Below are 26,172 nucleotides of genomic sequence, written 5' to 3' on the forward strand. Positions count from 1 at the left end.
GAGGGCGGCACCCCGGAAGGGTGCCGCCCTCGTGGCGGTGGGGACGGAGCGCTACAGCTCCGCGTCCTCCTCGTTCTTGCCGTGGCACATCTTGTACTTGCGCCCCGAGCCGCACGGGCACGGCGAGTTCTTGCCGGCGCCCTCGAACACGCGACCGTCGTCCCACGGCTTGGGCCCGGAGGGCTGCGCCGGGGCGGCCACCTTCGCGGTGCCGGAGCCGTCCTGCGACGGGCCCGAGAACGTGAGCGCGCCCATGCGCGCCTGGACGGGGCCACCGGCGGATCCGGTCGCGGGCATCGCCGCGAGGCGCTGCGGCGCGGGGCCCCCGGCGGCGGGCGCGGCCTTCGCGACGGCGGCCGCCGACTCCGCGGTCACGGCGGCGCCGGGCGCCGGCTGCTCCTTCTTCTCGACCCGGTACAGGATCGAGACGGCCTGCTCCTTGATCGCGTCGGACATCGCCTCGAACAGCTGGTAGCCCTCGCGCTGGTACTCGATGAGCGGGTCGCGCTGACCCATCGCGCGCAGGCCGATGCCCTCCTTGAGGTAGTCCATCTCGTACAGGTGCTCGCGCCACTTGAAGTCGAGCACCTGGAGCAGCACCTGGCGCTCGACCTGACGCAGGACGTCCTCGCCCAGCTTCATCTCGACGTACTGGTACTGGAGCCTCGCGTCGGCGAGCAGCTCGCGCTCGAGGAACGCGGTCGAGACGCCGGAGAGGTCCCCGGCCTCCTCGATGACCTCGTCGATGTCGATGGAGACCGGGTAGATGGCGCGCAGGTCCTTCCACAGCGCCTCGAGGTCCCAGTCGTCCGGCGAGCCCACCAGGGTCGAGGAGCGCACGTAGGCCTTGACCACGTCGCCGATGAAGCCCTGGATCTGCTCGTGCATGTCCTCGCCGTCGAGCACGCGGCGGCGCTCCGTGAAGATGATCTTGCGCTGCGAGTTGAGGACGTCGTCGTACTTGAGGATGTTCTTGCGGATCTCGTGGTTGCGTCCCTCGATCTGCGCCTGCGCGCTCTGCACGCCGCGGGACAGGACCTTCGACTCGATCGGCATGTCGTCCGGGAGCGCCGCGGAGTTCATCACCGAGGCGGCGAGCCCCGACTGGAACATGCGCATGAGGTCGTCCTCGAGGGAGAGGTAGAACCGGCTCTCGCCGGGGTCGCCCTGACGGCCGGAGCGGCCTCGCAGCTGGTTGTCGATGCGGCGGGACTCGTGACGCTCGGTGCCGAGCACGTACAGGCCGCCCGCCTCCAGCACCTCGAGGCGCTCGGACTCGACGTCCTCCTTGGCCTTCGCGAAGACGTCCTTCCACGCCTCCTCGTACGCCTCGGGATTCTCGTTCGGGTCGAGGCCGCGCTCCTGCATCTCGGCCACCGCGCGGAACTCGGGGTTGCCGCCGAGCATGATGTCCGTACCGCGGCCCGCCATGTTGGTGGCGACGGTCACGGCGCCCTTGCGGCCCGCCTCCGCGACGATCGCGGCCTCGCGCTCGTGCTGCTTGGCGTTGAGGACCGTGTGCACGATGCCGCGCTTGCGCAGCTCCTGCGACAGCTTCTCCGACTTCTCGACGGACACGGTGCCCACGAGCACCGGCTGGCCCTTCGCGTTGCGCTCGAGGATGTCGTCGATGACGGCGTCGAACTTCGCCTGCTCCGACTTGTACAGGAGGTCCGACTGGTCCTGACGGACCATCGGGCGGTTGGTCGGGATGGGGATGACGCCCATGCCGTACGTGGAGTGGAGCTCGGCCGCCTCGGTCTGGGCGGTGCCCGTCATGCCGCCGATCTTCTCGTACTGACGGAAGTAGTTCTGCAGCGTGATCGACGCGTAGGTCTGGTTCTCCGCCTTGATCGGGACGCGCTCCTTGGCCTCGATCGCCTGGTGCAGGCCCTCCGAGTAGCGGCGCCCCTTGAGCAGGCGGCCCGTGTGCTCGTCGACGATGTCGACCTCGCCGCCCTGGACCACGTAGTCGCGGTCCTTGCGGAACAGCTCCTTGGCCTTGATGGCGTTGTTGAGGAAGCCGATCAGCGGCGTGTTCGCGGGGTCGTAGAGGTTCTCGACGCCGAGCGCCTGCTCGACCTTGTCGATGCCCGGCTCGAGGATGCCGACCGCGCGCTTCTTCTCCTCGACCTCGTAGTCGACGTCGACCTCCATGTCCTTGACCAGGCGGGCGAACTCGACGTACCAGCGGTTGTTGTCGCCCGACGCGGGGCCGGACACGATCAGCGGGGTGCGCGCCTCGTCGATGAGGATCGAGTCGACCTCGTCGATGATCGCGTAGTGGTAGCCGCGCTGCACCAGCTGCGACGGCTGGAGCGCCATGTTGTCGCGCAGGTGGTCGAAGCCGAACTCGTTGTTGGTGCCGTAGGTGATGTCGGCCTCGTACTGCGCGCGGCGCACGTCGGGCGACTGGTTGGCGACGATGCACCCGGTGGTCATCCCGAGGAAGCGGAACACGCGGCCCATGAGGTCGGACTGGTAGGTCGCGAGGTAGTCGTTCACGGTGACCACGTGGACGCCCTTGCCTGCGAGGGCGTTGAGGTACGCGGGCAGCGTGGCGACGAGGGTCTTGCCCTCGCCGGTCTTCATCTCCGCGATGTTGCCGTGGTGCAGCGCACCGCCGCCCATGATCTGGACGTCGAAGTGGCGCATGCCGAGCGTGCGGCGGGACGCCTCGCGGACCGCGGCGAACGCCTCGGGCATGAGCGCGTCGAGCGACTCGCCGCCGGCGACGCGCTCCTTGAACTCGTCGGTGAGCCCACGCAGCTCGTCGTCCGACATCGCCTCGTACGCCTCCTCGAGGGCGTTGGTGAGGGTCACCACCTTCTCGAGCCGGCGGAGCTCGCGCCCCTCGCCCATACGGATGATGCGGTCCATCAATGCCACGTCGCGCTCCTCGCAAGCCTGTACAGTCCCCGACCATCGTAGGCGGTCAGTGGATGCTCTCCGGCTCGTCTCGCTGTGGGCGCAACAGGACCACCGCAACCGCCAGGAGCACCCCGCCTGCGATCCCACCCCACCCGAGGCTCTCGTGCAGCACGATCGCTCCGAGCACGGCCGCCACCAGCGGTTCGAGCAGCGACACGATGGTCGCGACGAACGGCGGCACGGTGGCGAGGCCCCCCAGGTAGGCGACGTACGCGAGCGCGGTGGAGACGATCCCGAGCGCGAGCGCGTACCCCCACGCCGCGCCGCCCGTGGGGGCGCCCCAGCCGAGCACCATCGCCACCGGGATCAGCAGCATCCCGCCGGCGGCGAAGGACAGCGCGGTGAGCCGCGCCGCGCCGAGCCCGGGCACCGGCTCGCGGTTGACCACCGTGACGCCCGCGAACGCGGCGCCCGTGACGACGGCGACCACCACGCCCAGCAGCGCGCGGTCGCCGACCGTGAGGGACGAGCCCAGCAGCGCCGCCAGGCCCGCGACCGCGAGGGCGAGCGCCAGCACCCGCCGCCCCTCGGGTCGGTCGCCGCGCCGCGCCCAGTCCCACAGCGCGACCCACACGGGCGCGGAGCCGATCGCGACGAGCGTCGCCAGCCCGACGCCCGCGAGCGTGATCCCCGTGAAGTAGAGGACCTCGAACACCGCGGTGAGGGAGCCCGTCGCCAGGATCCGCACCAGCATCGGGCGGTCGAGCGACCCCGGCGCGAGCGCGCGGCGCACCAGCAGCCACAGCGTGAGCGCCACACCGGCGATGAGCATGCGCCACATCGCGACGGACGCGGGCGGGACGTCGCTCTCCCGGGCGAGCAGGGTGCCCAGCAGGCCGCCGCTGCCCCACAGGGTCGCGGCGAGGACGACGGAAAGGAAGTGGCGGGGCTGCACCCGGCGAATCTAGCCGGTGGCAGCCCCGCCGTGACGGCGATCAGGCGGTCTCGCGCGACTCCTCGGACGCGCCCTGCTCGAGGTGGATCACGCCGTAGGTCCAGCCGCGTCGGCGGTACACCGCGGACGCGAGGCCGGTGTCGGCGTCATGGAAGAGGAAGAAGTCGTGCCCCACGAGCTCCATCTGGTCGAGGGCGTCGGCGACGCTCATGGGCGCGGCCGCGTGGGTCTTGGAACGGATGACGATGGGGGTGCCGTCGATCGGGATCTCGCGGTGCGAGCCCTCGGGCGCGCCCTCCCATGCCTCGACGCTGCTCGCGCGCTCGTCCGAGTCGGCGGCGTCACCGGCCGGCGCGGGCACCGTGTGCAGCCCCGCCTTGCCCTGGTGGCGGTGCGCCTTGCGCTCGTGAAGCTTGCGCAGCTGCTCGACCAGCTTCTGCATGGCCCCGTCGAGGGCGACGAAGCGATCCTCCGCCGCGGCCTCCGCACGCACCACTCCGCGTCCGCGCACCGTGATCTCGACGCGCTCGCGGTCGTTGGCGTGCTTGGGATTCCTCTCATGGACCACATGAACGTCCGCTCGGGTCGCCCGAGGGGCGAGGGCCTCGACCTTCTCCATCTTCTCGAAGATCTTCTGCCGCATGTCCTCGGAGACCTTGGTGTGACGTCCCACGATGGCGATGTCCATGACGAAAACTCCTTCACTGTCGCTGAGGCCCCGCAGGGGCCAGGGGCAAGGTGGCGGCGCTTGTCACGCCTGCTGCATCACCTCCTTGCCGGGAAGGTGTCCGACGTTCGTCGTCGTCCTGGACCTCCTACCCTAGCGCGGGTTCCGAGCGCCCGTCCCGGACTCTCAGCACTTTCCCAGGGCCCGGCGCGGATGCCAGGACGAGCGCCCCGATCGGCACCAGCCGCGACCCCGCGAGCGCCGCCGCGGCACGCGCGAGGGTGGCGCCGGTGGTGAGCACGTCGTCGACCAGCAGCACCGGGCGGGGCGCGGGCTCCCGCCACGCGACGGGCCTCGCCAGCGACGGGCCCGCGCGCCACCGTCCCCTGTCGCCGGAGCCGCGCGACGCGCCCGTCGCGGGCGCCAGCGCCGTCACGGGCGCGGCGGGGACGCCCGCGTCGACGAGCCCCGCCGCCGCCGCGCCCGCCAGCATCAGCGGCAGGTCCTCGCCGCGCCTGCGCGTGTGGGCGGCCCGGGCGGGACAGGGCGCCACCGCGACGCGGGACGATGCGCCGGCCGGGCCGAGCGCCGCCGCGACCTCCCGCGCGCCTCGCCTCATCGCGGGACGCAGCAGCCGCCCCAGATCGCGCCTGCCCTCGTCCTTCCACGCGGCGACGATGCCGTGCGCGGGGCCGTCGAGCTCGGTGATGGACCACACCGGCAGCACCGGCGCGAGGGCGTCCAGTCGGGGCGCGCCGCTCTCGCACCGGAGCGGCGGCTCCCACCACGCCGCCTCGCACGCGTCGCACCAGCGCACATCCGTCAGCCCGCACCCCGGGCATGCGACCGGCACCACGAGGCGCGCGAGTCGCGCGACGGGCCCGGCCATCCGCCCACGGTGACACGGGCGGCGCACCCCGGGGGTGCATCGTCCCACCGCGGTGGACGGGCGGCCCCGTTGGCGGGGACCATGGACATCAGCCTGCGTAGGCGAGCTCGTCGACGCCCGTGGCGATCTGCGACCATCCCGTGCCCGCCCGCTCACGCACGGTGCCGTCCCTCGACACCAGGGTGATGGACCGGTCGCCGTGACGCGCCGAGATCGACACCGCGTCGGGCACGGCGGCGTCCTCCGTGGTGCGGCCTCCGACGGACACCAGCCACAGGGGCGCGCTCTCGTCGCCCGAGGAGGTGCCCAGGAGCGCGACGGTGAGATCGTCGACCCAGATCGCGTCGATCGCGCGTCCCAGGTTGGCGCCGACCTGCAGCGGCTCGCCGATGCTGAGCGGCTCGCCGGCCTCGGAGCGCACCACCTCGACCACCTCGGCGACGGTCTGGTTGCCCGCGCGCGACACCACGAGGACCCTCGCGCCGTCGCGGGACGGGACCACCTCCTCGATGACGCGGCCCGCGAGCCAGCGCGCGTCGAGCTCCATCACGGTGCCGTCCTCCGCGACCGCGGTGACGCCGTCGGGGTCGACCGCGGGGGCGGTCCACACCCAGCCGTAGCGGTCGAAGCTCGGGGCGACCAGGTCCGCACCCTCGACCATGGTGGTCACCTCCATGGTGCCCTGCGCGCGTCCGGCGTCCTCGGCGGGGATCAGGTCCGGGGCGCCGCCCGCGAGCGCGTCCGAGACCACGATCCGGTCGCGGTCCACGCGGAACGCCACCCGGGTGCCGTCGTACGAGGTCGCGAGCTCGTCGGAACCGGCAGGGAGCGCCCCCACGGCGTCGGGCACCACGAGCAGCTCGTCGCCGTCCCAGAGGCCCAGGCGGCCGTCGATGAACACCGCGGCGACGCTCTCCGGGACGGGCTCCCTGGTGAGCGTGTCCGCCTCCTCGGCGACCAGCGGGACGCCCGCCACGGTGACGTCCACGTCGCGGATCCCGGGAAGCGCGGTGAGCGTGAGCCGCAGCTGCTGCTCCGCGAGGGCCCGCTGCTCCGGCGTGCCCGCGGACTGCGACGCGAGCTGCACCGCCGCGACGCCGTCGGTCACCACCACCGAGTCGACCGCCAGCGCGGAGCCGGCGGGGAACCCTGTGGTCACCGCGTTCGCCAGCCACGGCGACGGGCCCGCGACCAGCTCGCGCGCCGCCCACGTCGCGACGTTGGTCTGCGGCAGCCACCGCAGCTCGGGCACCACGGTGGTGCCGTCGGCGGACGCGAACACGAGCGACACGGGCAGGAACACGCGGTTGAACGTCGCCTCCGCGAGCAGCGAGCCGTCGTCGAGGCCGGAGATGCGCCACTGCGCGCCCACGTCCTGCGCCACCTCGAACTGGAGCTGCGACTGGGTGCCCGCCTCGGCCTCGACCATGCGCCCCGCATCGTCCAGCCACGCCGCCACCGGCACGGAGTAGACCACCTTGCCCGCGCCCTCGTCGTAGTCCGGCGTCAGCGCGCCCGAGTCGTACACGGTGACCTGGGCGAGCGGATCCCACTGGTTGCGCGCGGGCACGGTGAGGTACTCGCGCGCCACCGAGAAGTCGGACGCGAATCCCGCCGCGGTGGCCTGGATGAAGCCCGACACCGTGGCGTTGACGGAGTCGCCGATCTGCGGGCCCTCGGCGAACGGCACGATGGGCTCGGCTCCCTCGACCTCGCCGGTGCCCTCGGACACGGGCCCCGAGGTCGGGATGGATGTGCACGCCGCGAGCGCGAGCGCGCACGCGGCGGCGAGCGCGGCGATCCTGGTCCTCACGGCGCCACCTCCCTGCGGTCGGAGTCGAGCGGGACGCGCTGCGCGATGGTGCCGTAGTCGAGCTCGGCGATCACGAGCGGGAGGGGCGGGTGCTGGCCCAGCCCGCGCGACGTGCGCGGCAGCTGCAGCCGGAAGCTCGCACCCTTGCCCGGCAGGCCCCACGCCTCGAGCTTGCCGCCGTGCAGCTGCGCGTCCTCGCGGGCGATCGAGAGGCCCAGCCCGGTGCCGCCCATGGTCCGCGCACGGGCGGCATCGGCGCGCCAGAAGCGGTCGAACACGCGCTGCGCCTGCTGCGGCGTGAGGCCGATCCCGTAGTCGCGGACCACCACCGCCACGGCCCGCTTGCTCGAGGACACGACCACGTCGACGGGGTGACGCTGCGCGTGCTCGATCGCGTTGGACAGCAGGTTGCGGACGATGCGCGCGACGCGCGGCCTGTCCATCGACGCGACGTGGTCGCCCTTCGCGACCCAGAGGCGGAGCTCGACGCCCTGGCTGCGGGCGGGCGGCACCATCGCCTCCACCTGGTCGCGCACGACGTCCGCGAGCGACATGTCGTCGAACTCGAGCTGCGCCGCGCCCGCGTCGATGCGCGAGATCTCGAGGAGGTCCGACAGGAGCGACTCGAAGCGGTCGATCTGGGTGTTGAGCAGCTCCGCGGACCGCGCCACCTCGGGCGCGAACCCGTCGCGCGAGTCGTGGAGCACGTCGGAGGCCATGCGGATGGTGGTGAGGGGGGTGCGCAGCTCGTGCGACACGTCGGAGACGAACCGCCGCTGCAGGCGCGACAGCTCCTCCATGCGGGTGATCTGGCGCTGCAACGACTCGGCCATCTCGTTGAACGTGCGCGCGAGCGTGGCCATCTCGTCCTGACCGCGCACCGTCATGCGCTCGGACAGGATGCCCTCGGCGAGGCGCGACGCGACGCGGGCGGCGTGGCGCACCGGCCTCACCGTCTGACGGGTCACCTGGAAGGTCAGCACGCCGAGCAGCGCCATGAGGGCGATCGCGCCCACGATGAGGACGCGCTGGATGAGCAGCAGCGTCGCCTGCTCGTCGGCGAGCGAGTACACGAAGTACAGCTCGTACTCCCCCGCGACGCGGATGGTGAACGGCACGCCCACCACCACGCCCGGATCGCCGGTGTCGGGCAGCGCGACGAACTGCCAGGACTGGGGGTCGCCCGCCTGCACCGCGGCACGCATCTCCGGGGTGATGACCTCGACGAGGCCCGTGTCGGTCACGGGGGTCGAGAGGATCACGCCGGACGTGTTGGCGGGGTCGCGCAGCAGCACCAGGCCGCGCGAGTTGCCGCCGATGGTGCCGAGCGTGTCGAAGAGGTCGTACGCGAGCTGCTGGAGGTCGCCCGAGCTCTCCGCGGTCGACGCATCGACGTTCTCCTGCGCGCTCGCGGCGTCGCGCGCGGACTCCGCGAGGATCCGGTCCACGCGCGTCTGCACCAGCCCGTCACGGATCTGCGTGCTGATGAGCGCGCCGATCACGATGACGGCACCGAGGCCCAGGATGGTGGTGGTCGCGACCACCCGCAGCAGGAGCGACCCTCGGAAGCGGCGCCAGACCCGTCGCGGGCCCCTCGCCAGGTTCGCCCACAGGGAGCGGGGGGTGAGCCTCACGGCAAGACGCCACCCGCCTTGTAGCCGACGCCACGCACCGTGAGGATGATCTCGGGGTTCTCCGGGTCGCGCTCCACCTTGGCGCGCAGCCGCTGGATGTGGACGTTGACCAGGCGCGTGTCCGCCGCATGACGGTAGCCCCACACGTCCTCGAGCAGCACCTCGCGCGTGAACACCTGGCCGGGGCTGCGGGCGAGGGTGACCAGCACATCGAACTCGAGGGGCGTCAGCGGGATCATCTCGCCGTCGCGCGTGACGCGGTGTCCGGTCACGTCGATCTCGAGGTCCGCGACCCGCACCACCGCGGGGGTGGCGTTGTCGTTGCGACGCAGGCGGGCGCGCACCCGCGCGATCAGCTCGCGCGGCTTGAACGGCTTGGGGACGTAGTCGTCGGCGCCCGACTCGAGACCCAGCACCACGTCGACCGTCTCCGACTTCGCGGTGAGCATGATGATCGGCACGCCCGACTCCGCGCGGATGTCGCGACAGATGTCGATGCCGGACCGGCCGGGCAGCATCAGGTCGAGCAGGATCACATCGGGGTTGGTGGCGCGGAACGCCGCCACCGCCTCGTCGCCGTGGTCGCAGAACACCGTCTCGAAGCCGTCGCCGCGCAGCACGATGCCCAGCATCTCGGCCACGGCAGGGTCATCGTCGACCACCAGGATCTTCGCCGTCATGCCCCCATTATGCCGAGGGGTTCGCCGGAGCCCTCGCAGCGCGTGGCAGGATGGGCGAGACCGTACGGAGAGGACACCATGGAGGACCGTCGATCGGCCGACGACTGGGCCGCTCCCGCGCCCGTCACCCCTGATACCGGCCCGGCCCCCGCATCGTCCCCCGCACCCGCTCCGCCCGTCGCGGCGTGGCCCGCCCCGCCGGTGCCGCCCGGCTCCGCGCCCGCCTGGCAGCCGGCGCCCACCGCCCGCGCCGCCGCACCCACCGCGGCGTCCTGGCAGCCCGGCTTCATGCCGCTGCGACCCCTCGGGTTCGGCGACCTGCTCGGCCTGCCGTTCCGCGCCATGCGCTACAACCGCGGCGTGATCGTCGGCGGCCCGCTGCTGCTCACGCTCGGCGCGACCGTGCTGATGACGGCCGCGCTGTGGCTGCTGTTCACGGACCCGTCGCTCGCGCTCATGGACCCGTTGTCGCAGGGCGGCTCGATCAGCGGCACCACGATCGCCGTGATCGTGGTCGCGGTCGTGGCCGCGCTGCTCGCGGACGTGTTCTCGAGCGCCGTGGTCGCCCCCGGCGTGGCGCGCGGCGCTCTCGGGGAGCGGATCCGGCTGGCGGAGGCGTGGCGCGCGGTGCGCCCGCGGATCGGCTCGCTCCTGCTGCTGTACCTGCTCGCCACCGTCGCGCTGCTCCTCGCGATCGCCATCGGCCTGGTGCCGCTCGTCATCGCCGTCGCCAACGAGAGCGTGGGCGGGATGGTCGCCGGGGCGCTCGTGGCGGTGGTCATCGCCGTGCCCGCCGGCTTCATGTTCACGCTGATCGGCGGCCTCGCGCGGCCCATCATCGTCCTCGAACGCCGCGGGGCGATCGCCGCGATCGGACGCGCGGCCCGCCTCCTCAGGGGCCGGTTCTGGTGGTCGGTGCTCGTGGTGTTCGTCGCGAGCACGCTCATCGGGATCGTGTCGAGCGTCATCAGCCAGGTGGGCGGCTACGCCGCTCTCATCGTGACAGTCGTCGCGCCCGACAACCTCGTGGTGCTCGGCATCGCGTTCGCGCTCGTGACCGCGCTGTCGCTCGTGATCTCGTACGTCCTCACGTACTCCTACCTCGGATCGCTGTTCTCGCTGCTGATGATCGACCTGCGGATCCGCCACGAGGGCTTCGACCTCACGCTCGCCGAGGCCGCCGAGGCGCGCCGCCGGTGAGCCTGACGTCATCGCCGCTCACGCCCGACGCGGACACCGCGCGTCGCTGGGCCGTCGAGGAGCTCGCGAAGGACGAGTACCGCGAGGGCGGCACCTCGTGGCTCGAGCGCGTCACCACGTGGTTCCAGAACCTGCTCGACGGGATCGGCGGCGGGATCGGCGGCGCGGCGGGACCGGTCGGCATCCTGATCACGGTGCTCGTCGGGGCCGCGCTGGTGGCGCTCGTGCTGTGGCTGGTGGTGGGGCCGATGCGGCGCAGCCGCCGCGCCTCCACGGAGCCCACGCTGTTCGACGACGACCGTGGCGCCGATGCGCTGGCAGAGGCGGCCCGGACCGCCGCCCGGGCCGGCGACTGGGCGGCCGCGACGCTCGACCTCTACCGCGCGATGGTGAGGCGCCTCTCCGAGCGCGACGTGATCGCGCTCGGGCCGGGGCTCACCGCCGCGGAGGCGGCGGACCAGGCGGCCGTGGCGCTGCCGTCCTTCGCGGCGCGGCTGCGCGCGGACGCCGACGCGTTCGACGGCATCAGGTACGGGCACGTGCCCGCGACCGAGGCGACCTACGCCCACGTCCTCGAGACCATGCGTGCCTGCGACGCCGCGCGCCCGCGCCTGGTCCCGGCGGAGACGCCATGACGGCGACGGCGCTCCGCACCGCCCCGTCCGGGCCCGGCCTGCGCGCCCGCGCGCGCGGCGGGCGGCTCGGGATCGTCGCGCTGGTGCTGCTGCTCGGCCTGGTGGCGATGCTGGTGCTCGGCTCCCGGCCCGGCGACTACGTGCCGCTGTCGACGGAGAACTCGACGCCGTCGGGCACCCGCGCGATCGCGCAGATCCTGCGCGGCCACGGCGTGGACGTGCGGCAGGTGGACACGCTCGCGCGCGCCGCGGTCCGCGAGCCGGCATCCACGACCGTGGTGATCGCGAATGCCGCCCTCCTCACCGGCGGCCAGGTGCGCTCGCTCGTGGACTACCCGGGCGACCTGGTCCTGCTCGGCGAGTCGGGTGCGGCGCTCGCGCCGCTCGGCATCGACGCGACCGAGGAGGCCGTGGTGGTCCCCCGCACCGTCGCGGCGGCGTGCGACGACCCCGACGCCGTGGCGGCGGGCACGGCACGCGTCGACGTGCTGGGCCTCGCGGCGGACGGCCCGGGCGCGACGCTGTGCTTCCCGCAGCGCGGCGGCACGGCCGCATTCGGCCGCGCCGAGCGGGATGGCCGCACCGTGACCGCGATCGCGTCCGCGTCGCTGCTCACCAACGCCCAGCTCGACGCCGCGGGCCACGCGGCCCTCGCGGCGCGCAGCCTCGGCCGGCACCCGGAGCTGGTCTGGTACGTGGCCGACGGCTTCGATCCCAGCCTGCTCACGTGGGCCGGATCGGGCTCCGGCGAGGTGCCCGGCGAGATCGACGCGACGCCCGACTTCTTCCCGCCCGGCACGGGCTCCGCCTTCTACGCGCTCGCGCTCACCGCGCTGATCGCCGCGGTGTGGCGTGCGCGCCGGTTCGGCGCGCTCGTGAGCGAACCGCTGCCCGTGGTGGTCCGCGCCTCCGAGGCCACGAGGGGTCGCGCCCGCCTGTACCGCCGCGCGCGCGCCACGGGCCGCGCGGCCGCGTCGCTGCGCGCCGCCGCGGCCCTGCGCATGGGGCGCCGGCTCGGCGTGAGCCGCACGGACGGCCGGGACGCGCTGGTCCGCGCGGTCGCACGCGCCGCGGGACGCAGCGAGGCCGACGTCGACCGCCTGCTTTACGGGGACGCGCCGCCGCACGATGCCGCTCTTCTCACCCTGATCTCCGAGCTCGACGCACTGGAAAGCGAGGTTCACCGACCGTGACCGAGACCACCCCGACCGCCCCCGCCGAGGCGACCGCCGCATCGTCCACCGCCCGCGACGCCCTGGGGCGCCTGCGCACCGAGGTGGGCAAGGCCGTGGTGGGCCAGGACCAGATCGTCACCGGGCTGGTGATCGCGCTGCTGTGCCGCGGGCACGTGCTGCTCGAGGGCGCGCCGGGCGTCGCGAAGACGCTCCTGGTCCGCGCCCTGGCCGCCTCGCTCGACGTGGGCACCAAGCGCGTCCAGTTCACGCCGGACCTGATGCCCGGCGACGTCACCGGCTCGCTGGTCTACGACGGGCGCACGGCGGCGTTCTCGTTCCGCGAGGGCCCGCTGTTCACCCACCTCATGCTCGCGGACGAGATCAACCGCACTCCCCCCAAGACCCAGTCCGCGCTGCTCGAGGCCATGGAGGAGCGTCAGGTGACGGTGGACGGCGAGGCACGTCGCCTGCCCGACCCGTTCCTGGTCATCGCGACTCAGAACCCCGTCGAGTACGAGGGCACCTATCCGCTGCCCGAGGCGCAGCTCGACCGCTTCATGGTCAAGCTCACCGTGCCGATGCCGTCGCGCGACGCCGAGGCGGACGTGGTGCGTCGCCACGCGTCCGGCTTCGACCCGCGCGACCTCGCCGCCGCGGGGGTGGGCCCCGTCGCCACCATCGCCGACCTCGAGCGGGCCCGCGAGGAGGTCGCCGCGGTCGAGATCGCGGACGACGTCGTCGCCTACATCGTGGATCTGTGCCGCGCGACGCGTGAGGCGCCGTCGGTGTCGCTGGGAGTGTCGCCGCGCGGCGCGACCGCGCTCATGCAGACCGCCCGGGCGTGGGCGTGGATGCGCGGCCGCACCTACGTGTCCCCCGACGACGTCAAGGCGCTCGCCGGGTGGACGCTCGCCCACCGGATGCGCGTCCGCGCGGAGGCCGAGCTCGAGGGCGTGACCGCCGCCTCGGTGCTCACGTCCGTGCTCGCGACGGTGCCCGTCCCCCGCTGACATGCACATCACCGGCTGGACGGTCGCGCTCGCGGCGCTCGGGGTGATCCCGGCGGCGCTGACGCAGTCGCGCGCCGTGGCGTGGGCATGGATCCTCGGGGTGGTGGCGCTCGCGCTGATCGACGCGTGGCTCGCGGCGCCGCCGTCATGGGTCGGGGTGAGGCGCGACGCCCCGGGCTCGGTGCGGCTCACGCAGTCGACCCACGCGACCCTGCTGGTCGCGAACGTGGGACGCCGGCGCGTGCGGGGCGCCGTGCGCGACGCGTGGCAGCCGTCCGCCGGCGCCTCCGGCGAGCGGCACGCGTTCGCGCTGCGCCCCGGCGAGTCGGAGACGTTCCGCACCGCGCTGCACCCCACCCGCCGCGGCGACCGGCACGCGGGGCCCGTGACCGTCCGCACGGTGGGACCCCTCCGCCTCGCGGGACGCCAGCGCTCCTTCGACGTGCCCGCGCGGCTGCGCGTCCTGCCCGAGTTCGCCTCGCGCCGCCACCTCCCGTCCCGCCTGGTGCGCCTGCGGGAGATCGACGGCCGCACCGCCGTGCGCCTCAAGGGAGCGGGCTCGGAGTTCGACTCGCTGCGCGAGTACGTGGTGGGCGACGACGTGCGCGCGATCGACTGGCGTGGCACCGCGCGCCGCGGCGAGGTGGTGGTGCGCACGTACCGGCCCGAGCGCGACAGGCGCGTGGTGATCGCGCTCGACAGCGCCCGGCTGTCCGCGGCGCGCGTGGGCGACGCCCCCCGCCTCGATGCCTCGATCGAGGCCGCGCTCCTGCTCGCGGCCCTCGCGGCGCACGCGGGCGACCGGGTCCAGGCCACGGCGTTCGACCGCGCGGAGCAGGCGCGCGCGGCCTCCACGGGATCGCGGATCGTCGCACCCCTCGCGGAGGCCCTCGCGACCGTCGAGCCCTCGCTGCTCGAGCCGGACTGGCCCGCGCTGGTGCGTCTGGTCGAGTCGCGCGTGTCGCAGCGCTCGCTGGTGGTGCTGCTCACCACCGTCGACACGTCCGCGATGGACTCGGGCCTGATCGAGGCCGTCGCGGCGCTGCAGCGCAAGCATCAGGTGCTGGTCGGGTCGGTGGAGGATCCCGAGCTGGGGCTCATGGTGACGGGCCGGGCCGACGCGGACGCGCTGTACGACGCGGGCGCCGCGTCGCGCGCGATGCTCGAGCGCGAGGCGGTCGCGACACGCCTGCGGCAGCTGGGCGCCGAGGTCGTGACGGCGCTGCCGGACGACCTCGCCCCCGCGGTGTGCGACCGCTACCTCGCGCTCAAGGCGGCGGGGCGGCTGTAGGGGCGCGCGGCGCGGCGCGCCCCTCACTGCGCCGGCTCGCGACCGGCCTCCACACGCCGGACCCGCATCCGCGCGTATCCCGCTGCAACTCGCGGTGCGAAGCCCGACCAAAGCGGGTGGAGTTGCAGAATGCGTGTGGAGACCGATCCCGGGTGGACCTTCGGAGCGACCGCTACCCCGCGAGCGCGACCTGGTCCGTCGCGAAGTCGCCCGCGGCATCCCCGCTGGCGCCCGCCCGCACGGCGGCCCGCCCGGCGACGAAGATGTACGCCCAGAACGCCGCGACCGCGACCACACCGATGCCCACCTTGAGCCACCAGGGCATCCCCGAGCCGGTGATGTAGCCCTCGATGAGACCGGACACGAACAGCGCGATCACCAGCCCGAGCGCGACCGCGATGGCCCCGCGCCCCTCCTCGGCGAGCGCGCGTCCGCGCGGGCGGGGACCCGGCACCAGCATCGTCCAGAACAGCCGCAACCCCGTGCCTGCCGCCACGAACACCGCCGACAGCTCGAGCAGCCCGTGCGGCGAGATGAGCTGGAAGAACACGTCGAGCGCGCCCGCCTCGGCCATCACCGCGCCCGAGACCCCGAGCTGGATGACCGTGTTGTACATGAGGTAGAGCGGGAACACGCCGGTGATCCCCAGCGCGATGCACTGCGCCGCGAGCCATGCGTTGTTGGTCCACACCATCGCCCCGAAGGACGTCGAGTCGTACTCCGTGTAGTAGCTCGCGAACTGCTCCTCCGCGATCGCGGCCCGCGCCTCGGGCGGCCCGACCAGGTCGAGCGCCTCGGGATGCGTGAGCGTCCACCAGCCCACCAGGACCGCGAGACCCACCACGGCGGCGGTCATGCCCACCGCCCACCAGCGCACCCGGTAGAGCGCCGCGGGCAGCGTCACCGTGAGGTAGCGGCGCGCATCCCGGGTCGACACGGTGTGCGCGCCCGTGAGCCACACCCGTGCGGACGCGAGCAGCACCGACAGCCGCGACACCACCGACGGCTCGGGCGCCGCGGACCTCACGGCCGCCAGGTCGCCCGCGGTCGCCTGGTAGAGGCGGGTCAGCTCGTCGGCCTCGGCGCCGGTGAGGCGCCGCGAGCGCGACAGCTCCTTGAGCCGCGTCCAGCGTGCCTCGCGCACGGCGCCGAAGGAGTCGATGTCCACGCCGCTACGATGCCACAGGAGGCCGCAGCCAGGGAGGACGCATGACGGACGAGGACGCGATCCTCATCGGCGAGGGCGTGGTGCTCGACTCCGGCGCCGCCCCGCTGCCGCTGCGCATCCTGTCGGGCGTGATCGACCTGGTGTCCGTGTACGCGCTGCTCCTCGTGGGCATGTCCGCGCTCGAGCGCGTCACCGGGGGCCTCAACGACGCGTGGATCCGCTCCGTCCTCATCGTGTGGACGGTCACCTGCCTGGTGCTGGTCCCCATGACCGTGGAGACCCTCACCCGCGGCCGGTCCCTGGGACGCTGGGCCGCCGGCCTGCGCATCGTCCGCGACGACGGGGGGCCGGTGAGCGTCCGCCATGCCGCGGCGCGCGCGCTGCTCGGCGTGCTCGAGATCTACGCGACCGCGGGGATGCTCGCCATGACCGTGTCGGCGTTCGGGGCGCGCGGCAAGCGCATCGGCGACTACGTCGCGGGGACGTACGCGATGCGCACGCGGGGCGCCAAGCGGGCGCTCCCGCGCCTCGCGATGCCGATCGGGCTGGCCGGCTGGGCGCGCACGGCCGACATCACACGCCTGCCCGACGGGCTCGCGCTCACCGCGCGGATGTTCCTCGCGCGCGCGCCGGGCATGCACGCGCCGTCGCGCGTCCGCGTGGGCACGCGCCTGTCCGAGCAGTTCGCCGCCCATGTGGCGCCGCTGCCGCCCGCGGGCACCCACCCCGAGGCGTTCGTCGCGGCCGTGCTGGTGGAGCGCCGCGACCGCGAGCAGGCGGTCGAGGAGGCGCGCATGGCGCGCGCCGTGCGCGACGGGGACGCGCTGCGCCGGCTGCCGTTCGGCATCCCCGACGCGGACTGACGGGGCCGCGGGACGATGCGCGGGCCGGGGGCCGCGCGCACCGTCCTTGGGACGCGCGTCAGTAGCGGTAGTGCTCCGGCTTGAAGGGGCCCTCGACGGACACGCCGATGTAGTCCGCCTGCGACGTCGACAGCTCCGTGAGGCGCACGCCGAGCGCGTCGAGGTGGAGCCGCGCGACCTTCTCGTCGAGCTCCTTGGGCAGGCGGTGCACGCCCAGCGGGTACGCGGCGAGGTTGACCCACAGCTCGATCTGCGCGATCACCTGGTTGGTGAACGAGGCGCTCATGACGAAGCTGGGGTGGCCCGTGGCGTTGCCCAGGTTGAGCAGGCGGCCCTCGCTCAGCACGATGATGCTGTGGCCGTCGGGGAACACCCACTCGTCGACCTGCGGCTTGATGGGCGTGAGCTTCGCGCCCGAGCGCGAGAGGCCGGCCATGTCGATCTCGTTGTCGAAGTGGCCCACGTTTCCCACGATGGCCTTGTCCTTCATCGCGGCCATGTGCTCGACGCGGATGATGTCCTTGTTGCCCGTCGTGGTGATGAAGAAGTCGGCGCGGTCCACGTAGTCCTCGACGCGCGCGACCTCGTAGCCGTCCATCGCGGCCTGCAGCGCGCAGATCGGGTCCACCTCGGACACGACCACGCGGGAGCCCTGGCCGCGCAGCGCCTCGGCGGCGCCCTTGCCGACGTCGCCGTAGCCGGCGATGAACGCGACCTTGCCGCCCATGAGGACGTCGGTGGCGCGGTTGATGCCGTCGGGCAGCGAGTGGCGGATGCCGTACTTGTTGTCGAACTTCGACTTGGTGACGGAGTCGTTGACGTTGATCGCGGGGAACAGCAGCTCGCCGCGGCGGTGCATGAGCTCGAGGCGGTGCACGCCGGTGGTGGTCTCCTCGGACACACCGACGATCCCGGCGGCCATGCGCGTGAAGCGCGTGGGGTCCGTCGCGATCGAGCGGCGGATCACGGCGCGCATGCCCTCGACCTCGGCGTTGTACTCGGGGTCCTCCTCCTCGAGCGGGGCGGGCACGGCGCCCAGCTTCTCGAACCGGGCGCCCTCGTGGACCAGGAGGGTCGCGTCGCCGCCGTCGTCGAGGATGATCGTCGGGCCGTCGTGGCCGTCCCACGTGAGGATGCGGTCCGTGTACTCCCAGTACTCGGGGATGGTCTCGCCCTTGATCGCGAACACCGGCACGCCCGCGGGCGCGGAGTAGGTGCCGGCGCCGATCACGATCGCCGCGGCAGCCTCGTCCTGCGTGGAGAAGATGTTGCACGAGGCCCAGCGGACGTCCGCGCCGAGCGCGGTGAGGGTCTCGATGAGGACCGCGGTCTGCACGGTCATGTGGAGCGAGCCCGCGATGCGCGCCCCCTGCAGCGGCTGCGCGGCGCCGAACTCCTCGCGCAGGGCCATGAGGCCCGGCATCTCCTGCTCCGCGAGCCGGATCTGGTTGCGCCCGGCCTCCGCCAGCGCCAGGTCCGCGACGACGTGCTCGATCATGGGTCCTCCAAGGTTCGCCCCGCACGGGGCACGGTCGTCATTTCTACCATCGTCGCCGACGGCGGGACGATGCGCCGCCCGGGTCAGGCCTCGGGTGCCGGCTCCGCGTGGCGGACATCGGGCTCGATGAAGATGAGCCGCACGGCCGGCACGGCCTCACGGATGAGCTCCTCGGCGCGGTCGGTGCGCGCGGCGACGGTCTCGAGGCTCTCGTCGGCACCCGCGGCGACCTTGACCGCGACCAGGATGTCCTCGGGACCCAGGTGGGAGGTGCGCAGGTGGATGACGTCGGGGTAGCCGCCCTCGGCGAGCGCGGCACGGATCTTCGCGAGGTCCTCGGGGGTCGCCGACTCGCCGAGCAGCATCTCGCGGGTCTCGGAGCCGAGCACGATCGCGATGGTGACGAGCAGCAGGCCGATCGCCGCGGAGCCGAGGGCGTCCCAGCGTCCGTCGTGCGTGATGAGGGTCATGGACACGCCGAACAGCGCGAAGACGAGGCCGATCAGCGCGCCGAAGTCCTCGAGGAGGATGACGGGCAGCTCGGGTGAGCGCGAGCGGCGGATGAACCTTCCCCAGCCCACGTTGCCGCGGATCTTGTTCGACTCGCGGATCGCGGTGCGGAAGGACAGCCCCTCGAGGACGATCGCGATGAGGAGCACCGCGATGGGCACCCACTGCCACGACTCGATGGGCTCGGGCTCGTGCCACTTGTGCCAGCCCTCGTACAGCGCGAACAGGCCACCGACGGTGAAGAGCACCACGGCGACCAGGAACGCGTAGTAGTAGCGGTAGCGGGAGTACCCGAACGGGTGCTCCTCGGTAGCCTCGCGCTTCGCCGCCTTGCCGCCCACGAGCAGCAGCACCTGGTTGCCGGAGTCGGCGACCGAGTGGATGGCCTCCGCCAGCATCGACGACGCGCCCGTGAGCGCGTAGGCCCCGAACTTGGTGACGCCGATGCCGAGGTTCGCGGACAACGCCGCGATGACCGCCTTGGTGCCGCCCTCGGTCGACATGTCAGCCCTCCCTGATGACCGCGAGCACCTGGTCGCGCACGCGCTCCATGAGCTCCCGGCCGTCCGCCTCGGAGTTGAGGCGCAGCAGCGGCTCGGTGTTGGACGGGCGCACGTTGAACCACCAGCGCTCGCCCTCGCCGGGCGCGGGCCAGTGCTCGACGGTGAGGCCGTCGAACTCGTCGGAGTAGACCTCGTCGGTCACGAACGCGGCCTTGACGCGCGCCAGCGCGTCCGGCACGGAGTCGACGCGGGAGTTGATCTCACCCGAGGCGACGTAGGGCTCGTGCGCCTCGATGAGCGAGGACAGGGGGCCGTCCTGCGAGCCGAGAGCCGCGAGCACGTGCATGGCGGCGAGCATGCCCGAGTCCGCGTAGAAGAAGTCGCGGAAGTAGAAGTGCGCGCTGTGCTCGCCGCCGAACACGGCGTTCAGGCGCGCCATCTCCGCCTTGATGAAGCTGTGGCCCACGCGCGAGCGTACGGGCGTGGCGCCGGCGGTCGCGAGCTGCTCGCGCACGGCGCGCGAGGAGATGAGGTTGTGGATGACCGTGGGCGCCGCCGTCGGGTCGGCCGCGCGCTCGCGCGCGGTCTCGCGCAGGCCCACCAGGCACGTGATGGCCGAGGGCGTCACCACCTCACCGCGCTCGTCGATCACGAAGCAGCGGTCGGCGTCGCCGTCGAAGGCGAGGCCGATGTCCGCGCCGTGCTCCTTGACCGCGGCCTGCAGGTCGCGCAGGTTCTCGGTCTCGAGGGGGTTCGCCTCGTGGTTCGGGAACGTGCCGTCGAGCTCGAAGTACAGCGGGACGATCTCGAGCGGCAGCTCCGTCAGCCCCGCGGCCGTGCCGAGCACCGCCGGCACGGTGTAGCCGCCCATGGCGTTCGCCGCGTCGACCACGACCTTGAGCGGCCGGACGCCGTCCAGCGGGACCAGCGAGCGCAGGAACGCGCCGTACTCGCCCACCATGTCGCGCGTCGACTCCGTGCCGCGGGTCTCGGCGACCGCATACGGCTCGACCAGGTAACGCGACGCGAGCGCGCGCACGTCGGCGAGGCCCGAGTTGTCACCCACCGCTCGCGCACGGCTGCGGCACAGCTTCATGCCGTTGTAGGCGGCGGGGTTGTGGCTCGCGGTGATCATGACGCCCGGGATGTCGAGCGCGCCGGACGCGTGGTAGAGCCCGTCGGTCGAGCACAGCCCGATGCGCACCACGTCGACGCCGCGCGCGGTCAGCCCCTCGGCGACCGCATCGGCGAGCCACGGACCGGAGTCACGCATGTCGTGGCCGATCGCGACGGTGGACCCGCCCTCCGGGAGCACGATCGCGTCCGCGAAAGCCGCGCCGATCGCGGTGGCGACCTCCGCGGTCAGCGTCTCGCCCACGATCCCGCGAACGTCGTACGACTTGATGAGCTGGGACAGGTCGGGTGCGTCAGTCACGCCGACAGACTAGCGGCCCGGCGTTGGGAGTGTCTTTAGGCGTCGTTGGAGATCACGCGCAGGTGGCCCCGGCGCGGCTCGGACGCGACGGGCGCGGGCGCCACGAAGGCCTGCGCCTGGCGCGGGCGGCCGGCCTCGCGGACCGCGCGCGCGAGCGCCTCGAGGTCGTCGGTCGACGGCTCCGGCTCGGCGAACTCCGTCTGGATGTGGACCACGTCCCAGCCGCGGGGCGCCGTGAACCTGTCCGCGTGGTGCGCGCACAGGTCGTAGCTGTGCGGCTCGGCGGCCGCGGAGAGGGTGCCCACCACGACCGTCGAGTCCGCGTACACGTAGGTCAGCGTCGCGGCGGCGGGGCGCGCGCACGACGATCGCGAGCACTGGCGGGTGGAGATCACGTCAGCGACGGTACCCCCGGCGACGCGGAGCGGAGCGCTGCCACGCCGTCCTCCGTCGACGGCTCGCGCGGTAGCCTCGCGGTATGTCCCGGCGCGATCGTCATGGCCGCGGCCTCCGCAGGCCACTCCTTCCCTTCGGCGCACCCGGTCACCGCACGCGCGCCGAGCGGTTCGACGACCTGGTCGCGGACGCGGTCGACCGTCTCGAGCCCCGCTGGGGCGGCGAGTGGGGGCGTATCGAGTTCGGCACGGAGGACGTGCCGCCGTCGGATCCGACGCCGTGGGAGGAGGGCGTGCCGCTCGGCCGCCTGTTCCCCGCGGACCTCGGTCAGCCCACCCGGGTGGTGCTGTACCGGCGCACGCTCGAGCAGCGCGCGGATCCCGCCGATCTGCCGGGTCTGGTCCGCGACGTGGTCGCGGAGCACGTCGCGCACGTGGTGGGGCGCTCCCCGGACGAGGTGGATCCGGAGTACGGGAGCGGCTGACCGGCGAGGTGCGCGCACGCGGCGCCACGCGCACGCGCGCGGGCGTCAGTCCGTCACGACACGGGCCCCGCGTAGGGCCGCTGGCCCACCGTCACCGGGGTCGACACGATGTCCGTGCGCCGGGGCGAGAGCGCGGCGACGAAGCCGGGATCGTCCGCGAGCGCGAGGCTCCACGTGAAGCCGGCGCTGCCGGTGAGGACCGTGCCCGCGGGGACGGTCACGTCGAGGGTGGTGGTGGACCGTGCCGCGAGCGTCGCCGAGGCGACGACGCCCCCGGTCTGGTCCGTCAGCACGAACTCGCCGGCGGACTCCGCGTGGACGGTGGCCGCGACGACGTGGTCCGCCACCATGACGCTGCGAGGCATGCCGTCGGTGACGTCCTGCGCGGGCAGCCACACCAGGTCGCTGGCGACCGCATCGGCGGGCCCGTCGACCACCTCGCGCGGCACGCTCCGCATGGCCCCCGCGACCACGGGGGCGTCGGCCCGCACCTCGATCGCGCCGGACGCGATCGCGGGCACCTCGACCTCGGTCACCACGCCGGGGTCGAGGGTGAGGCCGGAGACGCCGCCCCATGTCACCAGGCCCTCGTCGCCCGCGAGCGCGAGGTCGACCGTCGCGCCGTCGGGCGCCAGCAGGCGCAGCGTGGTGGTGGCGCCCTCCGGCGCGCCGATCCCGGGCACCACCAGGCGTGTCGACGGCAGCGCGCCGCGCCCGACCCAGTCGGTCCCGGCCGGTTGGAAGCCGTCGAGCCGCGAGTCCTGCAGGTGCGCGACCACGCCGGCGCCGGTGGCGACCACGCGGACCGCGAGGGCGGGCACCTCCGCGGCCACGGCCTCGAGCAGCAGGTCCTGCTGTCCGCCCGGCGCGATGGAGACCACGGCATGCTCGTCGAGCTCCCCGACGCCGCCGTACAGCGTGACGGTCGCCTCGGTCGAGGCGTCCGAGGGGTTGGTGAGCACCAGGCGGGCGCTCGCGCCCAGGGCGGTGGATCCGCCCACGAGCCACTGGTCACGCGCGGGATCCAGGCACGTCGCGGCGGACAGCCCGGCGACATCTCCCGAGCCGACGCGCTCGACCGAGGCGGCCGCCTCACCGGTCGCGAGGAAGCCCGCTCCCGCGGGCTCGCTGCCGTCGCCGAGCGCCTGATACGTCTGATCCTCCGAGCCGGACCCGAGGTCCGGATCCCCCGAGTCGATGTCCCCCACCGGGATGTCGACCGGCCCGGGGCACGCGAGGGGCTGGACGGCCGGGGTCACCTCGCCGTCGAAGGCCGGCGCGACCGCGGTCTCCTCGACCGGGATCCGCGCGGACGCGACCACCGCGAGCACCGCGACCGTCGCCGCGCCGAGCACCACCAGCCGCCGGATCATCCGCGCACCGCCAGGTAGCGCCGGTCATGGAGGGGCACCATCCCGACCATCGCCCAGGCGACGAGCACCGCGGACGCCCACCACCATGCACGGTAGGAGAAGTCGTCGTAGCGGTACGCCACCCGCTCCGCGCCCTCCGGGACCTCGAACGCGGCCCGGCCCGCGGCATCGTCCACCGGTGCGAGCGCGACGCCGTCGGCCGTCGCGGTCCAGGACGGGTCCGCGTCCGCCGCGATGACCAGGGTGCCGCCGCCCGCGACGGACCCGGCGCCGGACCAGGAGTCGGAGTCGAGCGCGGTGACGCCGCCGTCGCCCTCGACCCAGGCGCGCGACACGGGCACGTCGGAGTCGGGGCGCGAGACGCGATAGCTGGTGCCCACGTCGCTCGCGCCGATGAGCCGGAGCACGGGCAGCTGGGACAGGGAGCTCGCGATCATGTCGGAGCCGGGCGCCGCGACGACGACGCCGATGCCCCAGTCGGCCAGCTGCCGGTCGGCGCCGGCTCCGGCGCCCGCGAGGGTCGCGACCGTCTCCGCGAGCGCGTCCGTGGTGACGGGCGACGTGCCGGAGCGCACGAGCGGGACGCCGTCCGCGTCCGTCTGCGCGCGCCCCGTGACCACCGTGGTGCCGTCGCCCTCGAGCACCGTGTAGTCCACGCCGTCCTCCGTGTCCGTGAGCACCAGCACGCGTTGGCGCGTCTCGAGCCTCTGCTCGAGGTTCGCCACCAGCGGCAGCGCCTCGGTCGAGGCCGGGTGCACGTCGCCGCGCTCGGCGCGGCCGGGCCAGGCCTCGACCACGACGGTCGCGACGATCACGCCCGCCATGAGGGTGACGGCGATGGGGGCGACCAGGCGGATGGCGGAGCGGGTGCGGCCCTCGCCGGCGAGCCAGAGGCCGGACGATGCCGCGGCGGCGGCGCCGATGAGGCCGGCGGCGACGAGGGACGTGCCGGGTCCGGCGAAACCGTTCGCAGCCGCCTCGCCGTATCCGGCCGCCGGGACCACCACGGTGGCCTGGGCTGCGGCCGCGGTGCCGACCCCGAGGGCCGCGACGAGCAGGCCGGCGGCCACGGCGCGCGGCGTGCGTCCGGAGGCCACCGCGACCACCACCGCCAGGACGAGGCCGAGGCCGATCGCACCCACCACGACCGTGCCGGGCACGCCGGGCAGCCCGGGAGCACCGCGCGAGTGATCGGTGAGGCCGAGCACGAGTCGCCAGGGCTCGACGGCACCGGAGGCGAGCGCGGGACCGTTCTCGCGCGCGAGGATCGCCCACGCGTCCCGCGTGAACCCCGCCTGCCAGGCCGCCACCAGGCCGGGACCCGACACCACCAGCGCGGGCAGCGCGGCGGTCCACACGCGCCAGCGCGCGCGGCCGGCGAAGGCGCCGGCGACGGCCACGACGACCACGAGGGGCGGCAGGAGCACGGGCGTCGCCGCGGCGATGATCGCGAGGGAGAAGGCCGCGCCCATGGCGGCGCTCGGGGACGGGAGCCGGCGGGCGGGGAACTCCTCGCCGCCGCCGACCGCCTCGCCGCGGTGCCATCCCGCGGCGCGCGCGAGCCCCATCGCGAACCACGGCAGCATGACGTGCGCGATCACGGGTCCGACCCGTCCGTCGGAGATCGCCTGGAGGTGCAGCGGCCACAGCCCGTACGCGAGCGCCCCGAGGCCGCGCGCCCACACGGAGCGCGTGGCGGCGCCCAGGGCGAACCAGGCCGACACCGCGGCGAGCGCGACGCCGAGCGCGAGCAGCAATCCGATCCAGACGCGGGCGCCGCCCGGCAGCACGGCGGCCGGGAGCAGCAGCGCGCCGAAGGCGCCGTCGAGGGCCGCGGACCCGAATCCGGTGGCGCTCCACCCGGACCACGTCCGCTCCCACAGCTCGGACAGCGGCGTGTCCGTGACGCCGAGCGCCTCGCCGGCGAGCATGCGCCCCGACGTGAGGGCGGTGAGCCACGTCCCATGGAGCGCGATCGAGGCCGCGACCGCGAGCACGGTCACGACCGCGGCGCCCGCGCGGCGCCGCGCGGCCGCGTCCGCGAGCTCGGCGCGCACCACGTCGGAGGGAGCGGACTGCGCGCGCCAGCGGTCGTAGGCCCGCAGCTCCCGCGAGCGGATGGTCGACAGCACCGTCCGGGTGCCCACGAGGAACGGCGCGACGGCCGCGCGCGGGCGCGTCGAGCCTCGCCGGATGCGCGCCCGCACGGCCGGGACCCGCGGCAGGCGCCCGAGCAGGCGCCACGGCACCGCGAGATCGGCACCGACCATGCGCGACTCGTTCTGCGCGATGCGCAGCACCGCGCGCGTGGCGGCGGAGAGGAAGGACCAGACCACCAGCAGCGGGATCGCGAGCGCGGGCGCCCACGCGACCGCGTGGACCCATTCGCCCGTGCGGCGCGCGCCATAGGTCGAGTCCGCACCGCGCGCGGAGCCCGTCCGCACGCCGCGCAGGCCGTCCTGCGCATGCCGCACCCGCGCGACAGGCACGATCACCACGTCGTGTCCCGCACGCCACGCGCGACGGCAGAAGTGCAGGCTGTCGCCGAAGCCGCGGTAGGCGGGCTCGAGGCCCCCGACCTGCTCCCAGACGTCGCGCCGCACCAGCGCGCCCGCGAGCGAGGCGGCGAGCACGTCCTCGCGCTCGTCGTACTGGCCCTGGTTGATGTCGTCCTCGTCGACCAGGTCGATGCGGCGCGCGCCGACCCGCGTCGTGGTGACGCCCAGGCTCACCAGGCGGCTGACGTCGTCCCAGCGGACGTGCGCGGGCGCCACCACCCCGGCGGCGGTGCGCTTCTTCGCTGTCGCCACCAGCTGCGCGAGGACCGGCGGCAGCGGGGCGGTGTCATCGTGGAGCAGCCACAGCAGCTCGGCGTCCTCGGCCGGGTGCGCGGCGAGCACCTCGTCCACGCCCTGGGAGTACGTGCGGGAGCCCTCGTGCCACTCGACCGCGAGCCCGTCCGGCACGTCGGGCCTCCCCGCGCCTGCCGGGAGCACCACGTGAAGCGAGTCGGGCGCCACGGTCTGCTCGGCGACCGCGCCGAGCACCTCGGGCAGGCGCTCCGAGCGACCGTCCGAGACCACGATCGCGCGCACCCGCGGGCGCGCAGGACTCATCGGGCT

21 protein-coding genes are annotated in these 26,172 nt (G+C 74.0%); 7 read left to right on the top strand and 14 right to left on the bottom strand.

All coding sequences use genetic code 11. From position 1 onward, the window contains the following. Nucleotides 1-51: 51 nt before the first annotated feature. From secA to mtrA, 7 genes are all read right to left on the bottom strand, one after another. Nucleotides 52-2,880, bottom strand: coding sequence for a preprotein translocase subunit SecA (secA, locus tag AOM01_RS07990; protein ID WP_062291569.1), 2,829 nt, complete (start codon nucleotides 2,878-2,880; stop codon nucleotides 52-54). Between the two features lie 55 nt (nucleotides 2,881-2,935). Further along, on the bottom strand, nucleotides 2,936-3,826 hold the full coding sequence (locus AOM01_RS07995; protein WP_062291571.1) for a DMT family transporter: 891 nt from the start codon (nucleotides 3,824-3,826) through the stop codon (nucleotides 2,936-2,938). A 40-nt stretch (nucleotides 3,827-3,866) separates the two neighbouring features. Next, the gene (gene hpf / locus AOM01_RS08000) at nucleotides 3,867-4,514 is read right to left on the bottom strand and encodes a ribosome hibernation-promoting factor, HPF/YfiA family (RefSeq protein WP_062291574.1); all 648 of its coding nucleotides are present in this window, start codon (nucleotides 4,512-4,514) and stop codon (nucleotides 3,867-3,869) included. Nucleotides 4,515-4,641: 127 nt separating this feature from the next. Further along, nucleotides 4,642-5,382, bottom strand: coding sequence for a hypothetical protein (locus tag AOM01_RS08005; protein WP_062291578.1), 741 nt, complete (start codon nucleotides 5,380-5,382; stop codon nucleotides 4,642-4,644). A gap of 88 nt (nucleotides 5,383-5,470) precedes the next feature. Then, on the bottom strand, nucleotides 5,471-7,195 hold the full coding sequence (locus tag AOM01_RS08010) for an LpqB family beta-propeller domain-containing protein (protein WP_062291581.1): 1,725 nt from the start codon (nucleotides 7,193-7,195) through the stop codon (nucleotides 5,471-5,473). Continuing rightward, nucleotides 7,192-8,829 carry an MtrAB system histidine kinase MtrB gene (mtrB, locus tag AOM01_RS08015; protein ID WP_062291583.1) on the bottom strand — a complete coding sequence of 546 codons (1,638 nt, stop codon included), beginning with the start codon at nucleotides 8,827-8,829 and terminating at the stop codon, nucleotides 7,192-7,194. Before mtrB ends, AOM01_RS08010 begins: the two co-directional genes overlap by 4 nt. After that, on the bottom strand, nucleotides 8,826-9,509 hold the full coding sequence (mtrA, locus tag AOM01_RS08020) for an MtrAB system response regulator MtrA (protein ID WP_062291586.1): 684 nt from the start codon (nucleotides 9,507-9,509) through the stop codon (nucleotides 8,826-8,828). The genes mtrB and mtrA overlap by 4 nt, the downstream gene beginning before the upstream one ends. Before the next feature lie 78 nt (nucleotides 9,510-9,587). Here mtrA and AOM01_RS08025 point away from each other — a divergent pair, with 78 nt between their 5' ends. Genes AOM01_RS08025 through AOM01_RS08045 form a run of 5 tightly spaced genes read left to right on the top strand, consistent with a single transcriptional unit; the run spans nucleotide 9,588 to nucleotide 14,820 of the window. Further along, nucleotides 9,588-10,709: a hypothetical protein gene (locus tag AOM01_RS08025; RefSeq protein ID WP_062291589.1), complete on the top strand. Its 1,122-nt coding sequence runs from the start codon at nucleotides 9,588-9,590 to the stop codon at nucleotides 10,707-10,709. Beyond that, entirely contained in the window at nucleotides 10,706-11,344 is a 639-nt protein-coding gene (locus AOM01_RS08030; protein WP_062291590.1) for a DUF4129 domain-containing protein, read from the top strand. Before AOM01_RS08025 ends, AOM01_RS08030 begins: the two co-directional genes overlap by 4 nt. Beyond that, nucleotides 11,341-12,537, top strand: coding sequence for a DUF4350 domain-containing protein (locus AOM01_RS08035; RefSeq protein WP_062291593.1), 1,197 nt, complete (start codon nucleotides 11,341-11,343; stop codon nucleotides 12,535-12,537). Before AOM01_RS08030 ends, AOM01_RS08035 begins: the two co-directional genes overlap by 4 nt. Then, nucleotides 12,534-13,529: an AAA family ATPase gene (locus tag AOM01_RS08040; RefSeq protein WP_062291596.1), complete on the top strand. Its 996-nt coding sequence runs from the start codon at nucleotides 12,534-12,536 to the stop codon at nucleotides 13,527-13,529. The genes AOM01_RS08035 and AOM01_RS08040 overlap by 4 nt, the downstream gene beginning before the upstream one ends. 1 nt (nucleotide 13,530) lies before the next feature. Then, nucleotides 13,531-14,820, top strand: coding sequence for a DUF58 domain-containing protein (locus AOM01_RS08045; RefSeq protein ID WP_062291598.1), 1,290 nt, complete (start codon nucleotides 13,531-13,533; stop codon nucleotides 14,818-14,820). Between the two features lie 172 nt (nucleotides 14,821-14,992). Here the strand turns inward: AOM01_RS08045 and AOM01_RS08050 are convergent, their stop codons facing one another. Further along, complete coding sequence (locus AOM01_RS08050) at nucleotides 14,993-15,988, bottom strand: stage II sporulation protein M (RefSeq protein ID WP_062291600.1); 996 nt, start codon at nucleotides 15,986-15,988, stop codon at nucleotides 14,993-14,995. A 41-nt stretch (nucleotides 15,989-16,029) separates the two neighbouring features. On the opposite strand from AOM01_RS08050, the gene AOM01_RS08055 reads away from it, so the two are divergent. Beyond that, nucleotides 16,030-16,851 carry an RDD family protein gene (locus AOM01_RS08055; RefSeq protein ID WP_062291603.1) on the top strand — a complete coding sequence of 274 codons (822 nt, stop codon included), beginning with the start codon at nucleotides 16,030-16,032 and terminating at the stop codon, nucleotides 16,849-16,851. Nucleotides 16,852-16,909: 58 nt separating this feature from the next. On the opposite strand, the gene ahcY is transcribed toward AOM01_RS08055, so the two are convergent. The 4 genes from ahcY to AOM01_RS08075 form a co-directional block, all read right to left on the bottom strand. Further along, nucleotides 16,910-18,349 (bottom strand): adenosylhomocysteinase, encoded by a 1,440-nt coding sequence (gene ahcY, locus AOM01_RS08060; RefSeq protein ID WP_062291606.1) that lies wholly within the window; start codon nucleotides 18,347-18,349, stop codon nucleotides 16,910-16,912. A gap of 83 nt (nucleotides 18,350-18,432) precedes the next feature. After that, nucleotides 18,433-19,362 (bottom strand): cation diffusion facilitator family transporter, encoded by a 930-nt coding sequence (locus AOM01_RS08065; protein WP_062291609.1) that lies wholly within the window; start codon nucleotides 19,360-19,362, stop codon nucleotides 18,433-18,435. Nucleotide 19,363: 1 nt separating this feature from the next. Next, nucleotides 19,364-20,797, bottom strand: a complete 1,434-nt coding sequence (locus tag AOM01_RS08070; RefSeq protein ID WP_062291612.1) for a phosphomannomutase/phosphoglucomutase — start codon at nucleotides 20,795-20,797, stop codon at nucleotides 19,364-19,366. 35 nt (nucleotides 20,798-20,832) lie between these two features. Further along, nucleotides 20,833-21,192 carry a DUF3499 domain-containing protein gene (locus tag AOM01_RS08075; protein WP_062291615.1) on the bottom strand — a complete coding sequence of 120 codons (360 nt, stop codon included), beginning with the start codon at nucleotides 21,190-21,192 and terminating at the stop codon, nucleotides 20,833-20,835. Nucleotides 21,193-21,275: 83 nt separating this feature from the next. Between AOM01_RS08075 and AOM01_RS08080 the strand changes: the two genes are divergently transcribed. Then, nucleotides 21,276-21,677, top strand: coding sequence for a metallopeptidase family protein (locus AOM01_RS08080; RefSeq protein WP_062291618.1), 402 nt, complete (start codon nucleotides 21,276-21,278; stop codon nucleotides 21,675-21,677). Between the two features lie 53 nt (nucleotides 21,678-21,730). On the opposite strand, the gene AOM01_RS08085 is transcribed toward AOM01_RS08080, so the two are convergent. Both AOM01_RS08085 and AOM01_RS08090 read right to left on the bottom strand, forming a co-directional pair. After that, entirely contained in the window at nucleotides 21,731-23,050 is a 1,320-nt protein-coding gene (locus tag AOM01_RS08085; protein ID WP_062291621.1) for a DUF5719 family protein, read from the bottom strand. Then, nucleotides 23,047-26,166: a glycosyltransferase gene (locus AOM01_RS08090; RefSeq protein ID WP_082110095.1), complete on the bottom strand. Its 3,120-nt coding sequence runs from the start codon at nucleotides 26,164-26,166 to the stop codon at nucleotides 23,047-23,049. Before AOM01_RS08090 ends, AOM01_RS08085 begins: the two co-directional genes overlap by 4 nt. Between the last annotated feature and the right edge of the window lie 6 nt (nucleotides 26,167-26,172).

Source organism: Demequina phytophila (assembly GCF_000971135.1).
GTDB lineage: Bacteria > Actinomycetota > Actinomycetes > Actinomycetales > Demequinaceae > Demequina > Demequina phytophila.